At 59.6% G+C, this 14,616-nt stretch carries 16 protein-coding genes; 10 read left to right on the forward strand and 6 right to left on the reverse strand.

The features are described from left to right. Positions 1-12 precede the first annotated feature (12 nt). From ureA to JQ848_RS20220, 6 genes are all read left to right on the forward strand, one after another. Positions 13-315: an urease subunit gamma gene (gene ureA, locus JQ848_RS20195; RefSeq protein WP_003439136.1), complete on the forward strand. Its 303-nt coding sequence runs from the start codon at positions 13-15 to the stop codon at positions 313-315. A 9-nt stretch (positions 316-324) separates the two neighbouring features. Beyond that, a complete protein-coding gene (locus tag JQ848_RS20200) occupies positions 325-858 on the forward strand; it encodes a GNAT family N-acetyltransferase (RefSeq protein ID WP_003439134.1) in 534 nt (177 codons plus the stop codon). After that, positions 855-1,388 carry a GNAT family N-acetyltransferase gene (locus tag JQ848_RS20205; RefSeq protein ID WP_202211076.1) on the forward strand — a complete coding sequence of 178 codons (534 nt, stop codon included), beginning with the start codon at positions 855-857 and terminating at the stop codon, positions 1,386-1,388. Before JQ848_RS20200 ends, JQ848_RS20205 begins: the two co-directional genes overlap by 4 nt. Further along, entirely contained in the window at positions 1,385-1,693 is a 309-nt protein-coding gene (locus tag JQ848_RS20210; protein WP_003439131.1) for an urease subunit beta, read from the forward strand. The genes JQ848_RS20205 and JQ848_RS20210 overlap by 4 nt, the downstream gene beginning before the upstream one ends. 128 nt (positions 1,694-1,821) lie before the next feature. Next, entirely contained in the window at positions 1,822-3,522 is a 1,701-nt protein-coding gene (gene ureC, locus JQ848_RS20215; protein ID WP_003439130.1) for an urease subunit alpha, read from the forward strand. Positions 3,523-3,644: 122 nt separating this feature from the next. Beyond that, positions 3,645-4,778 (forward strand): sensor histidine kinase, encoded by a 1,134-nt coding sequence (locus JQ848_RS20220; protein ID WP_003439128.1) that lies wholly within the window; start codon positions 3,645-3,647, stop codon positions 4,776-4,778. A gap of 121 nt (positions 4,779-4,899) precedes the next feature. On the opposite strand, the gene JQ848_RS20225 is transcribed toward JQ848_RS20220, so the two are convergent. Together JQ848_RS20225 and cbpA are read right to left on the reverse strand one after the other, a co-directional pair. Continuing rightward, complete coding sequence (locus JQ848_RS20225; protein ID WP_003439125.1) at positions 4,900-5,208, reverse strand: chaperone modulator CbpM; 309 nt, start codon at positions 5,206-5,208, stop codon at positions 4,900-4,902. A 2-nt stretch (positions 5,209-5,210) separates the two neighbouring features. Then, positions 5,211-6,122 (reverse strand): curved DNA-binding protein, encoded by a 912-nt coding sequence (cbpA, locus tag JQ848_RS20230; RefSeq protein WP_003439123.1) that lies wholly within the window; start codon positions 6,120-6,122, stop codon positions 5,211-5,213. A 281-nt stretch (positions 6,123-6,403) separates the two neighbouring features. Between cbpA and JQ848_RS20235 the strand changes: the two genes are divergently transcribed. Then, a complete protein-coding gene (locus tag JQ848_RS20235; RefSeq protein ID WP_003439118.1) occupies positions 6,404-7,669 on the forward strand; it encodes an Hsp70 family protein in 1,266 nt (421 codons plus the stop codon). 52 nt (positions 7,670-7,721) lie between these two features. On the opposite strand, the gene JQ848_RS20240 is transcribed toward JQ848_RS20235, so the two are convergent. The 3 genes from JQ848_RS20240 to JQ848_RS20250 all read right to left on the reverse strand — a co-directional run bounded on the left by JQ848_RS20240 (position 7,722) and on the right by JQ848_RS20250 (position 10,036). Beyond that, positions 7,722-8,732, reverse strand: a complete 1,011-nt coding sequence (locus JQ848_RS20240) for an AI-2E family transporter (RefSeq protein ID WP_003439115.1) — start codon at positions 8,730-8,732, stop codon at positions 7,722-7,724. Positions 8,733-8,892: 160 nt separating this feature from the next. Beyond that, positions 8,893-9,183, reverse strand: a complete 291-nt coding sequence (locus JQ848_RS20245; protein WP_003439112.1) for a PsiF family protein — start codon at positions 9,181-9,183, stop codon at positions 8,893-8,895. A gap of 64 nt (positions 9,184-9,247) precedes the next feature. After that, positions 9,248-10,036, reverse strand: coding sequence for an AraC family transcriptional regulator (locus JQ848_RS20250; protein WP_010656246.1), 789 nt, complete (start codon positions 10,034-10,036; stop codon positions 9,248-9,250). Between the two features lie 97 nt (positions 10,037-10,133). Here JQ848_RS20250 and JQ848_RS20255 point away from each other — a divergent pair, with 97 nt between their 5' ends. Beyond that, positions 10,134-11,021, forward strand: coding sequence for a DMT family transporter (locus JQ848_RS20255; protein WP_003439107.1), 888 nt, complete (start codon positions 10,134-10,136; stop codon positions 11,019-11,021). A gap of 86 nt (positions 11,022-11,107) precedes the next feature. Next, positions 11,108-11,638, forward strand: a complete 531-nt coding sequence (locus tag JQ848_RS20260; RefSeq protein ID WP_003439105.1) for a ferritin-like domain-containing protein — start codon at positions 11,108-11,110, stop codon at positions 11,636-11,638. A gap of 147 nt (positions 11,639-11,785) precedes the next feature. Here the strand turns inward: JQ848_RS20260 and JQ848_RS20265 are convergent, their stop codons facing one another. Next, a complete protein-coding gene (locus JQ848_RS20265; RefSeq protein WP_202211077.1) occupies positions 11,786-13,852 on the reverse strand; it encodes an AsmA family protein in 2,067 nt (688 codons plus the stop codon). 275 nt (positions 13,853-14,127) lie between these two features. Here JQ848_RS20265 and JQ848_RS20270 point away from each other — a divergent pair, with 275 nt between their 5' ends. Continuing rightward, complete coding sequence (locus tag JQ848_RS20270) at positions 14,128-14,493, forward strand: hypothetical protein (RefSeq protein ID WP_003439095.1); 366 nt, start codon at positions 14,128-14,130, stop codon at positions 14,491-14,493. Positions 14,494-14,616 lie beyond the last annotated feature (123 nt).

Below are 14,616 nucleotides of genomic sequence, written 5' to 3' on the forward strand. Positions count from 1 at the left end.
AACGGACCCACCATGGACCTGACCTCACGCGAAAAAGACAAGATGCTGATCTTTACCGCCGGACTGCTGGCCGAGCGACGGCTGGCACGCGGGGTGATGCTTAACTACCCGGAAACCATCGCCTATATATCAGCCGCCCTGCTCGAAGGCGCCCGAGACGGCCGTACCGTCGCCGAGCTGATGCACTACGGCACCACCCTGCTGACCCGCGAACAAGTGATGCAAGGCATTCCGGAAATGATCCCCGACATCCAGATCGAAGCCACTTTCCCGGATGGCACCAAGCTGGTCACCGTCCACCAACCCATCGCCTGAGGCTGCTGCATGTCTTACCTAATTCGTGATGCCGTCGCGGCTGACCTGCCAGCGATTCTCGATATCTACAACGATGCGGTGCTCAACACCCTCGCAATCTGGAACGAGCAAACCGTCGACCTGGCCAATCGTCAGCAATGGCTCGCTGCCCGCCAGGCCCAGGGCTATCCGGTGCTGGTGATAGTCGATGAGCGCAATCTGACTCTGGGTTACGCCTCGTTTGGCGACTGGCGCCCCTTTGAAGGGTTCCGCCATACCGTCGAACATTCGGTGTACGTGCATCCCGAACAACGGGGCAAACGCCTCGGACCGCAATTGCTGGCAGCGCTGATTGAACGTGCCAGAGCGTGCGGCAAGCACGTGATGGTGGCGGCCATCGAGAGCGGCAATGCGGCCTCGATCCATGTGCATAAACAGCTGGGTTTTGTCACCGGCGGGCGCATGCCCCAAGTCGGGATCAAGTTTGGCCGCTGGCTGGACCTGACCTTTATGCAACTGATGCTCAACCCCGGCGCGCTGCCGCCACAGGAGTGCGGCAAATGAATAATGAACAAGTGCTGCAGCTAACCGCCCGCAGTTTTGCCGAATATCGCGACGGGCTGATTACCTTGCTGCTGGATGCTGTGCGCTACGGCGCCTCCGTGGGATTCATGGACGATCTGGACCTGCCCCAGGCCAGCCACTATTTCAACGAAGTACAGGCCCAGCTGGAGCAAGGCACTCTGCTCCTGTGGGTGTTGATTGAAGACGGCCGGGTGCTGGCCAGCGTGCAACTTGCCCTGTGCCAGAAGCGCAACGGGCTCAACCGTGCCGAGGTCCAGAAACTGCTGGTGCTCAACGAAGCCCGGCGCCGTGGTCTGGGCCAGATAATGATCCACGCCCTGGAGCAAGGGGCGCGGGCAAAAAAGCGCGGCTTGCTGCACCTGGACACCGAGGCCGGCTCGCCCGCAGAAAACTTCTACAGTGCCCTGGGTTACACCCGGGTCGGCGAGCTACCCAACTATTGCCGCAGCCCCGACGGTCACTACAGCCCTACGGCCATCTACTACAAAACCTTGAGTGAGCCGCAATGATTCCCGGCCAATACCGCATTGCAGCCGGTGACATCGAGCTGAATGTCGGCCGTCGGACCCTGAGCCTCAGCGTGTCCAATCGTGGCGACCGCCCGATCCAGGTGGGTTCGCACTATCACTTTTTCGAAACCAACGATGCCCTGATGTTTAACCGTGCTGACAGCCGTGGCATGCGCCTGAATATCCCGGCGGGCACCGCCGTGCGTTTCGAGCCGGGGCAGACCCGCGAAGTGGAACTGGTGGAACTGGCCGGGCTGCGCCGGGTGTTCGGCTTTGCCGGCCGGGTCATGGGCAATCTGGATTAACCCCAATCCCCTAATCCCCTGTAGGAGCGAGCTTGCTCGCGAGCTTTTTCTCAAGAGCGCTCAAGGGCTCGCGAGCAAGCTCGCTCCTACAGGGATTGGGGGATGGTTTATATATTTAGGAACTCACTATGAAAATTTCCCGCCAGGCCTACGCCGACATGTTCGGCCCTACCGTTGGCGACAAGATCCGCTTGGCCGACACCGAGCTGTGGATCGAGGTCGAGCAGGACTTCACCATCTACGGCGAAGAAGTGAAGTTCGGCGGCGGCAAGGTGATCCGCGACGGCATGGGCCAAAGCCAGTTGCTCGCCAGCGAGGTGGTGGACACGCTGATTACCAACGCCCTGATCATCGATCACTGGGGCATCGTCAAAGCCGACGTGGGCCTGAAAAACGGCCGGATCCACGCCATCGGCAAAGCCGGCAACCCGGATATCCAGCCCGGCGTGACCATCGCCATCGGCGCCAGTACTGAAGTGATCGCCGGCGAAGGCATGATCCTCACGGCTGGCGGTATCGACACCCATATCCACTTCATCTGCCCGCAACAGATCGAAGAGGCATTGAACAGCGGGGTCACCACCATGATCGGCGGTGGCACCGGCCCGGCCACCGGGACCAATGCCACCACCTGCACCTCGGGGCCGTGGCACATGGCGCGCATGCTGCAGGCCGCCGATGCATTCCCGATGAACATGGGCTTTACCGGCAAGGGCAACGCCAGCCTGCCGCAACCGCTGATCGAGCAGGTCGAAGCCGGGGCCATCGGTCTCAAGCTGCACGAGGACTGGGGCACTACGCCCGCGGCCATCGACAACTGCCTGAACGTGGCCGATCTGTATGACGTGCAAGTGGCGATTCACAGCGACACGCTGAACGAGTCGGGCTTTGTCGAAACCACCCTGGCCGCATTCAAGGGCCGCACCATCCACACCTATCACACCGAAGGCGCGGGTGGCGGCCATGCCCCGGATATCATCAAGGCCTGCGGCCTGAGCAATGTATTGCCCAGCTCGACCAATCCGACCCGGCCGTTTACCCGCAATACCATCGACGAGCACCTCGACATGCTGATGGTCTGCCATCACCTCGACCCGAGCATCGCCGAGGATGTGGCCTTCGCTGAAAGCCGTATCCGTCGTGAAACCATCGCCGCCGAGGACATCCTGCACGACCTCGGCGCGTTTTCGATGATCAGCTCCGACAGCCAGGCCATGGGCCGGGTCGGCGAGGTCATCACCCGTACCTGGCAAACCGCCGACAAGATGAAGAAACAGCGCGGCCCGCTGCCCGAAGACGCACCGGGCAATGACAATTTTCGCGCCAAACGCTACATCGCCAAATACACCATCAACCCGGCGATCACCCACGGTGTCAGCCATGAAGTGGGCTCGATCGAGGTGGGCAAGTGGGCCGACCTGGTGCTCTGGCGACCGGCGTTCTTCGGGGTCAAGCCGACCCTGATTCTCAAGGGCGGGGCGATTGCCTCGAGCCTGATGGGTGATCCGAATGCGTCGATCCCTACCCCGCAGCCGGTGCACTACCGCCCGATGTTTGCCAGCTACGGCGGCTCGCGGCATGCCACCTGCCTGACCTTTATCAGCCAGGCGGCGGCGGATGCCGGGGTACCCGCGGCACTGGGGCTGAAGAAGCAAATCGCGGTGGTCAAAGGCTGTCGCGAAGTACAGAAAACCGATCTGATTCACAACGGTTACCTGCCCGAAATCGAAGTCGATCCGCAGACCTATCAAGTCAAGGCCGACGGGGTGCTGCTGTGGTGCGAACCCGCTGATGTATTGCCGATGGCACAGCGCTATTTTCTGTTTTGAAGGCTGCGGGCAGTTCCCCTGGCTGGCGGGGACTGTACCGGCAAGCGGTTGTATAGAAAGCTGTCGTTAGGGGCTAAGATGCGACACCTTAATTACTATCGCTCTTGCAGCAGGGTCTGGCTATGCGCCTATCTGAATTCATCGTGCACAACGCTGATCGTATCGTCGATGAATGGGAGCAGTTCGCCGAAACCATCACCCCGGCTGCCGAATCAATGGACAGCGTGGCCCTGCGCGATCATGCCAAGGCCATTCTGCTGGCCGCTGCGCGGGACATGAACACCGCGCAAACCGCCAGCGAACAACAGGCCAAGGCCGAGGGCGAAGGGCCGGAAAAAACCCCGAGCCTGGACGTTGCCGCCGCCAGCCATGGCGAACTGCGCCATACCGTGGGCTTTGATCTGGTGCAGATGACCTCCGAGTTCCGGCACTTGCGCGCCTGCGTGATCCGCTTGTGGGTCGCCAGCCTCGAAACTCTGGAGCTGAGCTACTTGCAGGACATGATCCGGTTCAATGAGGCCATTGATGAGGCGCTGGCCGAATCCACCGAGGCCTACGCCGAGCAGGTCAACCGCTCGCGGGATATCTTCCTGGCGATTCTGGGCCATGACCTGCGCGCGCCGTTGCAAGCGGTGAGCATGTCCACCGAAATGCTGGAACGCAAAATTACCCTGGATGCCAACGCCCTGAATTACGTCAAGGCGATCAAGACCGGGGCGCGCCACATGCAGGCGATGGTCAGTGATCTGCTGGAGTTTGTGCGCAGCCGCCTGGGTACGCAGTTGCCTGTGGAACCCTGCGCCATGAACCTGGCCCAGGCTTGTCAGACCGCACTGGACCAGGCCGGCGCCGGACACCCCAAGTGTGAGCAGAGCTTGCAGGTTAACGGCAATGTTGAAGGCCACTGGGACCCTCGACGCCTCGACCAGTTGCTGCAGAACCTGATCGGCAATGCGTTGCAGCATGGCGCCAGCGAAGGCGCGGTGACCCTGATCCTGAACGGAACTGACGACCACGTGACCCTGCGGGTGCACAACAACGGCACCCCGATTGCAGAGGAGGCGCTGGCCACCCTGTTCGACCCGTTGGTACGCAGCCCGAGCGAAGACATTGGCCACCCGGGCGCGTCCACCAGCCTTGGCCTGGGCTTGTTCATCGTCAAGGAAGTGGTAGACGCGCACCATGGCAGCATCGAAGTGTCCTCGACCGAAGCCGAGGGCACGACGTTTACCGTGGTGTTGCCCAAACAGATCTGACAAATAAAAAACCCGTAGGAGCGAGCTTGCCTCGCGATCTGTATCTGGCGTGCTGCACGCTACTGTGAACAGCTATCTGAAAAGATCGCGAGGCAAGCTCGCTCCTACAGTACGGTCGCGGCTACAGGTCGCCGACAAAGCGGCCCAGTTGCTGCTTGAGCCGCTGGTTCTCGGCCCGCAATTGCTGCACTTCCTCGATCAGGTCCAGCGCCAGTGCGACGCCTTCCCACTCCATCTCCAGGTCGTGGTGCAGCTTGGTCGCACGCTGTGCGATGGCCAGCTCGTAGTCTTCAAAACGCCACACGTCCGGCGTGCGGCCCTGAGGTTCGATAATTCCGTGTTCGACAATCTCTATCACGTAAGTGGCCGGGATGCCGGCCTCTTCGCAGAACCTTTCCATGTCCAGCTGAACGATCAGGGTGCTGCTCATGATCAGTTACTCCATTGGGCTCTCGGATCGAATGCCGATTTGTCGGCCAGGTCTTGCCACAGGGCTTTTGTGGCCTCGTCGCTCTGTTTCGGCATGACCACTTTCAATTGGGCATACAAATCACCACGCTCGCCTTGCTTGTTCGCCAGGCCATGGCCTTTGATGCGCAAGCGTTGACCGCTCTGGCTGTCCGGACGGATGGTCAGGTTGATTTTGCTGGTCAGGGTCGGCACGGCCACTTTGGCCCCCAGAGCAGCTTCCCACGGCGCCACTGGCACCGTGATCACCAGATCATGACCTTCAACATCGAACTTCGGATGCGGAGCAAAGCGGATGATCAGGTATAGATCGCCATTGGCACCGCCACCCACGCCCGGACCGCCCTGCCCTTTAAGGCGGATGCGCTCACCGTCGGTGACACCGGCCGGGATTTTCACGTTAAGGGTCTTGTTGGCGCCGCCAATCTGGAAGCTGATCTGCTTCGATTCGCCGGACAGGGTTTCTTCAAGGAAAATCGGCAGTTCCATTTCTACATCCTGTCCACGACGTCCCGCACTGCGGCCGCTCTGGCCGCCGAAGCCATTACCGCGCGAACCGAAGATCGAGCTGAAAAAGTCTGAAAAATCGCCCTGATCCTCGAAACCACCGCTCGAGTGCCCTTGCCAGCCCGGCGGCCCCTGGAATGGCTGCCCATGTTGACCGTACTTGCGCATTTCGTCGTATTCGGCGCGCTTGTCGGCACTTTTCAGGGCTTCATACGCTTCGTTGACATCCTTGAATTTCTCCTCGGCGTCCTTTTCCTTGCTCACATCCGGGTGATACTTGCGCGCGAGCTTGCGATAAGCGGTCTTGATCGCCTTATCGTCAGCCGTGGGCTCGACACCCAGGATTTTGTAATAGTCTTTGAAGTCCATGTAAGGATCACCATCCGTTATCAATATCGCGCAGCTCGAAGCCACCCAGAATGCTCTGGTTAACCGGCCCGGGGGTTGACCGATCTCAATCCTGTGACTGACCAGCGCTGCAAAAGTTTATCGGCAGCCTTAAGACCGCCAAACCAATGTCTGGAAGTTTGGGGGTGAAGGATAGTCTTTCAAGGGGATTAAAACCTGCGATTTAAAGAATCGTCGCGCTTCGATTCTGCGAGCGTCTGGCATACACTGCGCGGCCGTTTTTTAACCGGAACTCGAAAGACATGAAAAGCGCCACTCCAGCACGTGCCTGCGGCATCGACTTTGGCACGTCCAACTCCACCGTCGGCTGGCTGCGCCCAGGCGTGGAAACCCTCATCGCGCTGGAGGACGACAAGATCACCCTGCCCTCCGTAGTGTTCTTCAACATTGAAGAGCGCCGCCCGGTGTATGGCCGTCTGGCGCTGCATGAGTATCTGGAAGGCTACGAAGGCCGCCTGATGCGCTCGCTCAAGAGCCTGCTGGGTTCCAAGCTGATCAAGCACGACACCAGCGTTTTGGGCACGGCCATGCCGTTCAAGGACCTGTTGGGGCTGTTTATCGCCCAGCTTAAAAAGCGCGCCGAAGCGACCGCGGGCCGTGAATTTGAAGAAGTGGTGCTGGGCCGCCCGGTGTATTTCGTCGATGACGATCCGCTGGCCGACCAGGAAGCCGAGAACACCCTGACCGACGTGGCCCGCGCCATCGGCTTCAAGGAAGTCTCGTTCCAGTACGAGCCCATTGCCGCAGCGTTCGACTATGAGTCGACCATCCAGCGCGAAGAGCTGGTGCTGATTGTCGATATCGGCGGTGGTACCTCCGACTTCTCGCTGGTGCGCCTGTCCCCTGAGCGCCGTGGCATGGACCACCGCCAGGACGACATCCTGGCCACGGGCGGCGTGCACGTGGGCGGTACCGACTTCGACAAGCAACTGAGCCTGCAAGGGGTCATGCCGCTGTTCGGCTACGGTAGCCGGATGAAAAGCGGGGCCTACATGCCCACCAGTCATCACATGAACCTGGCGACCTGGCACACCATCAACTCGGTGTATGCACAGAAAACCCAGATCGCGCTGAACAGCATGCGCTACGACATCGTCGATACCGGCGGGATTGACCGCTTGTTCAAGTTGATCGAACAGCGCGCCGGTCACTGGCTGGCGATGGAAATCGAAGAAACCAAAATCGAACTGACCCACGCCCAGAGCCGCCATGTGCCGCTGGACCGGGTAGAACCGGGGCTAAGTGTCGAACTGAGCCGGGCGCTGTTTGAAGCCTCCATCGACAACCAGCTGGAGCGCATCCGCAACAGCGTGACTGACTTGCTCAGCAGTGCGGGCGTGGGTGTCGAGCAGGTGGATACGGTGTTCTTCACCGGCGGCTCGAGCGGTATTCCGGCGCTGCGCCAGAGCGTCGCGGCCATGCTGCCCAACGCCCATCACGTCGAAGGCAACATCTTCGGCAGCATCGGCAGCGGTTTGGCGATTGAAGCCAAAAAGCGTTACGGCTAAAACCACACCCTTATCGCTGCCGCAGCCTGCGGCAGCGACTAGGGATTGCGGGTTAGACCAGCTCCATCTGCTTGAGCTCACTCTTCAGATACGCATAGTAAATCGGCCCGGCCACCACCCCCGGCAGGCCGAAGGCTGCCTCGAATACCAGCATCGCCAGCAGTAGCTCCCAGGATTTGGCACTGATCTGGCCGCCAACGATCTTGGCATTGAGGAAGTATTCCAGCTTGTGGATAACGATCAGATAGCCCAGAGCCCCTACCGCGACCCAGATCGACAGGGACAAGCCGACGATGGTGATCAGGGTGTTGGAGATCAGGTTACCTATCACTGGCAGCAGCCCCAGCAGGAAGGTCAGCACAATCAGGGTTTTGGTCAGCGGCAAATGCACGCCGAACAGCGGCAGGATCACCGCCAGAAACACCCCGGTGAACACGGTATTGAGCAGCGCGATTTTGATCTGCGCAAACACGATGTTGCGAAACGCCTGCACCAGCAGGTGCAAACGGTCGAACAGCGCGGCTGACAGGGGCTTGCGACGGCTGACATCCGGGATGCGCTGCAACGCGATGATGGCGCCCAGCACCATGCCAATCAGCAACGTCACGAACATGTGCGCGGCGTCTTTGCCCACCAGTTGCAGATCGCTGAGGTGTTTGTTGCCCCATTCGCCGATCGCCACCCTGAACTCGGCCGCGCTGGCCGGCAGATAGCTGTCCAGAAACGGCGGCAATTGACCCCGCGCCCGGTCGACCACGACCATGAATTTATTCAGCGATGCCCCGGGGTTTTCTGCTTCGTGCAGCAAGAAGCTGATGGCGCCGGCAAAAATCAACGCCAGCACGCTGACCACCAGAGTGCCCAGCAATGCCACCGCCAGCCAGCGCGCCCGGCGCCCGGCGATCAGCCGCTGCAGTTGTGGCGTGAGCATGTTGACCAGTTCGTAAACCAGCAACCCGGCCAGCAGGCTGGGCAACAGGCGCAACGGAAAAACCAGCAACAAGCCGCCAGCGATGATGAGGTAACTGGCGAACAAAATGTGACGCTGAGAAAACGATGGCATACAGCCTCAAAACAAGCAGCGCGAAAGGACAGGCAGTCTGCCAGCCTTCAGCGGGCAGCACTAGAAGTTGTGACGTTGCCCTGCTACCTGCAGGCGCGGCTTGCCCGCGATTGCAGCGGATCTGCAGGCGTCGCGAGCAAGCCCGTTGCTGCCGGGGGCTTTATTTCTTCTTCAGGCAATCGCTCATAAAAGCTTTGCGTGCATCGCCTTTGAGGGCCTGGGTGCCGGCAGTGGCGTTACAGGTTTTCATTTTTTCCTGCTGAGTCGCAGGGGCCGCCGGGGCGGCTTTAAGGCAAGTGCTCATAAACGCTTTGCGCTCATCGCCCTTGAGGGCCTTGGCACTCGCATCGGCATTGCAGGTGGTCATTTTGTTTTGCTGGGCCGTGGCCGCAAAACCCTGGGAGCACAGCAACAAGCCCATCATCAGCAGAGGAATACGCAGCTTCGTCATGGAGTTTTCTCCTTATGGCCGCACCGAGTGGCAGCGGACTGCTCTGGAGTGTAGACAAACTCTGTTACATCACGCCCCGGGCCTGACGCCGATATTGCTCCGGCGTGCAGCCGGCCTGACGGGCGAACATGGCGATAAACGCCGATGAGGTGCTGTAGCCCAGATCAAAACCCACGTCCTGCACGCTGCGCGAAGACTCCAGCGCTTCAATCGCCGCCAGAAACCGCAGGCGTTGCCGCCACTCGCCGAAGCTCATGCCCAGTTCCCGGACAAACAGTCGCGCCAGGGTCCGCTCGCTGACATGCACCTGAGCGGCCCACTGCCCAAGCGGCCGATTGTCGCCGGGCTGGCTCTGCAGGGCCTCAAGGACAACCTGCAGGCCGGGATGACGGGCGTAAGGCAAATAGCACTGATGCACAGGTGCCTGGCGCAACTGATCGACCAGAACCTGGGCCAGTCTCTTGTCGGACTCGCTTTGGGGAATGTTGATGTCGCGCCGGGCAAAGTCGCTGAGGATGGCTTTGAGAATGTCGCTGATGGCCAGCGTCACCGGAGTCTTGGGCAGGTGCCGGCAATGGACGACATCCAGGTAGACCGAACGATAGACAATCGCCTGCGGGTTATAGGCGCTGTGCTCGGTATGGGGCGGGACCCAGACCGCGTACTGCGGCGGTGACATGAAGCGCTGGCCGTTGACCTCGTAGCGCATCACCCCGTGGGCCACATAGTCCAGCGAGCCCCAGGCATGGACATGGGGCGCAGCATGGCTGTCGGCATCAAATTCGGCATAACGGAAGTACACCGGGGCCGGCAAGCCGTCGAATTCGGGAACGTTGATCAGATTCTTGCGCATGCTGTCTGGATTCAGGGGGAGATTGGCCGGATCGAAGTATAGGCTTGCAGACAGACAGGCGGATAATCGCTGCTCATTAACCCTGTGGTTGTTCCTGATGCAATACGCTTACCCGCTACTGGCCATTTTTATCTGGGCCGGCAATACCGTAATCAACAAACTCGCGGTCGGCGCCATCTTCCCGTCCGAGATCGGCTTCTATCGCTGGCTGCTGGCCGGCCTGCTGTTCACCCCGTTCATGCTCAAACCGGTGATCGCCAACTGGTCGGTAATCCGCCCCAATCTGGGCAAGATCTTTGTCCTCGGCGTGCTGGGCATGGCGATTTATCAAAGCCTGGCCTACTACGCCGCAGCCCGGACTTCGGCCACCAACATGGGGATCATCCTGTCGTTGATGCCGTTGATGGTGCTGGCCATGTCGATCATCAGCCTGGGGCAGCGTCTTACCGCCGGAGCCCTGGTCGGCGCGATCCTATCCTTTGTCGGCGTGCTGGTGGTGGTATCGAGCGGCAGCTTCAGTGCCCTGCTTGACCACGGCCTCAACCTGGGCGACGCGATGATGCTGATTGCCACCCTGGCCTATGCGATCTACAGCACCTTGCTGAAAAAATGGCAGTTGCGCCTGCCGCCCCTGCAGATGCTGTACATGCAGATCCTGGTGGCGATTGTGGTGTTGCTGCCGTTGTACCTGATGTCACCCAAGACCGGCCTTACGGTGCACAACATCGGGCTGGTGCTGTATGCCTGTATTCTGGCCTCCATGCTGGCACCTTTGGCCTGGATGAAAGCCGTCACCGTGCTGGGCCCGAGCCGTACCACGCTGTTCTTCAACCTGTTGCCGCTGATCACGGCGCTGATTGCCGCGGTGGTGCTCAAAGAGCAACTGCATGCTTACCACCTGATTGGTGGCGCACTGACCCTGGCCGGGGTAATCCTCTCGGAACGCTGGACCACGCCCCTGAGAAAGACACCAAAAATCGGATAAAACTTTCTCCTCGCGCTGAACTCACAACTTGTGAACCGATCTTGCCAGCAGAGCAAGGCGGCAACCTGATGAGTAAGGAGATTGAAATGAGCGACATGCAATTAACCGATAAAAAGACCCTGCGCGAACGTGCCCGCAAGAACGTCGAAGAAGGTGCTGTCACTGAAGGCTACAGCGCCAACCGCGAAGAGATCCTTCGCCTGCTCAACGAATCCCTGGCCACCGAGTGGGTGTGCGTGCTGCGCTACAAGCGCCACTACTTCATGGCTACCGGGATCAAGGCCCACGTTGCCGCGCAAGAGTTCCTGGAGCACGCCACCCAGGAGATGGAGCACGCCGACAAACTGGCCGAGCGCATTGTGCAACTGGGTGGCGAACCTGAATTCAACCCCGACCTGCTGTCGAAAAATTCCCACGCCCAGTACGTCGCGGGCAAAAACCTGAAGGAAATGGTTTACGAAGATTTGGTGGCCGAGCGCATTGCGGTCGACAGCTATCGCGAAATCATTCAGTACATCGGCGACAAGGATCCGACCACACGCCGGATTTTCGAAGAAATCCTCGCCCAAGAGGAAGAGCATGCCGATGACATGGCGGATCTGCTCAAAGGGCTGTAAACAGACCCGCAAATGCAAATGCCCGCCCCCATGTGATGAGGGGCGGGCATTTTTTTGTCTGGATCAAGCCGCCAGCACTGGCCTGCAGGAGCGAGCTTGCTGGCGATCTTTTGATCTTAAAAGCTCGCTCCTGCAGGGTTTGTGGGGCTACTTCACCGTTTTCGGTACCTTGCCCTGCTGCATCTGTTGCAGCAGCGGTGCGCACTGGTTGGGTTCGCCGCCGCTGGGGGCGATCAACGCCAGCAGACCGGCCGCCGGGCCGGCAATCACGCCCAGCGCCACCATGCCGGCACCGCGCAGTAGCAGCGGTACCGCTTCCACACCCGCCGAAGGGTTGCCAAAGGTGCCTTTTACGTACAGCGGTGAACGCAGCGAAAACAAACGCAAGCCCTTGGACTCGGGGGTGATTTTCAGGTCGAGCTGTTCGGTGGCAAAGTTGGCGGTGCCGTCGATGTAGATGATCGCGTTCTCGGTATCAAACACAAACAACTGCGAAGTGGCCAGACCATCCTTGATCCCGAAGTCCGCCGCCGCACAGTTGATCTTCACGTCTTCGTCGCCGAATATTTTGCCCACCACATAGTTACCGACGTTCAGGCCGGCAATTTCCATAAGGCTGCGGCTGATGGCGCCATCATTGATGATCATCTTCAAGCCGCCATTGGCCGTGCCCAGTAACTTGGCCACCGAGTTGCCGGTGCCCGACAGCGTGGCATCGCCATTGAGCTCACCAAAGCTGGTTTTCATCGGTTCAAAGGTCGGGAACAGCTGCTTGAGCTTGAAGTTGCGCGCGGTCAATTTGGCCCGCCCCAGCATCGGCGTACTGCGCCCGTTGAGGTTGATTTGCGCATCCAGCTTGCCGCCCGCCACGCCAAAACGCAGTGGTTCGAGTTTCAGCTCGCCATTGTCCAGCACCACATGGGTGTACAGGTCAGTGAACGGCAGCTCGGCACTCTGGACGATGCGCTTGCCGGTGAATTCCACATCGGCATCCATATCGCGCCAGCGTTCAGTGCGGAACTCTTCAACCGGCAATACTTTGCCCGCCGGTTGTTTGCTGTCGCCGCCACGGGCTTTTTGCTTGGCGTTGGAGTCCGCGCCAATCAACGGGGCCAGGTCAGCCATCAGCAATTGATTGGACACCAGTGCGCCGCTCAGCTTGGGCCGTGGCTGGCTGGCGACGTATTTCAGGTTGCCATGAATATCGCTGCTACCGATTTTGCCGTTGAAGTTTTCGTAAGTGAAAACTGCGCCGTGCGGCTCATGCAGTTTGGCAATCAGGTGGCCATCGGTTGAGTACGGCGGCGAGTCAGGCAGGGTTACGCCGGTCAGTGGATAAAGGTTGGCCAGGCTGCTGCCTGCCAATTTCAGGCGCAGGTCCAGCGCCCCCAGGTTGAGCGGGTCGGTCAGGGTCCCGGCCAGCGCGACTTTGGTGTCGGCAATGCTGACTTGCGCCTGCAACGGGAAGGGTTTGGCCGCGTCCTGCAAGGCCAGCAGGCCGCCAATTTTGCCGGTGCCGTCGAGGTTCTGGCCGTGGTACTGACCTTTGACCTTCAGCGCGAATGCGTAGTCTTGTGGCGCAGAACCTTTCTCCAGCGCTTTTTTCGCCGCGCTCTGGCCGACGATGTCGCTGAACGGGATGGGTTTGCCCAGCGGATCGATCACTACATCCAGACGGGTTTTGAGGGTCTGGTCATTGAGCGTCACATGGCCCTTGTCGAAACCTATGGCGCCAATGTCCACCTTCCAATCCGAGGGTTTTTCGTTCGGGTCTTTGGGGTCTAACTTGAATGTCCAGTTCGCCCGGCCATCGGCCAGACGCTCCAGGCTGGCCGATGGCTCGGTCAGGTCGATACGCGGGATATCCACGGTCTGCGTCAGCAGCGCCAGCGGTGACAGACGCAACTCCACCTTCTTCAGGCCGACCATTTGCGGTTCTTTTGACCACTCGGGATTGCCCAGGCTCAGGTCTTCGGCAATCACATGGGGCCAAGGCACCCAGGCACGCCAGCCAGCCTCGTCCGCTTCGCGCTGCCAGCGCACGGCCAGGTTGCCGTTAATGGCAAATGGGCGATGGAGGATGTCAGACACTTTGGTATTAATTGTTGGCTTGATCCGGTTCCAGTCGAAGGTAGCGAGGATCACCACCAGGACCACCACCAGCAGAAGCAAAATACCGCCAATCCAGGCAAGGACTTTACGGGTGCGTGTCATTTAACGGCTCCTTATTACGGCTGAACGTCCCAACTGCGGCGTTTTACAATGGCTGCGACGCTAATAAAAGTACGACTGTCAAAGACTGCCCAAGGTTTAACCGGAGGCCGACTTTCATGAAAAAAACACCCGAAAGCCGCAAGCCAGAGCACTCGCGCCTGAACAATCAATTGTGTTGATTATCACCATTGGCCGTATGAACTTTGATATCGAAGATCCAAGCGTAGCATTGCTTACCTGACTAACTAATTGCCCTGCTACGGAGCACCGATATCATGAAACGCCCATTACTGCTTGGTCTTGGCCTCTCACTGTTGGCCATCAACGCCTTTGCGATGCCCGCCGACGACGAGCAAACCCCCATGGTGCAGCCTGCTTCCAGCAGCTTGAGCCAACCGCTGAATCCTGTGGCTGAAGACGGTGCCCAACGCACCCTGAACCAGCAGAACCGCGTAGCTGAGGACGGTGCACAACGCACTCTCAACCAGCAGAATCCCGTGGCTGAGGACGGCGCACAACGCACTCTGAACCAGCAGAACCCCGTGGCTGAAGATGGCTACGACCGCACTCAACGCCAGAGCAACCTGGTGGCGGAAGGCGGCGCGGATCGTCTTGCTGAAAGGAATCAACGTGCCAGCTAATCAAGTGATTGCAGGAGCCCGACGGCAACTGATTGCTCGCGATCTGTTTACGCAGTAATAGAGCTCGCGAGCAAGCTCGCTCCTGCAGAGTCTCCATTGCAGTTCGACGTCATCAAAGCCGAT

The sequence above is a fragment of the Pseudomonas paraversuta genome (genome assembly GCF_904067025.1).
Taxonomy (GTDB): Bacteria; Pseudomonadota; Gammaproteobacteria; order Pseudomonadales; family Pseudomonadaceae; genus Aquipseudomonas; species Aquipseudomonas paraversuta.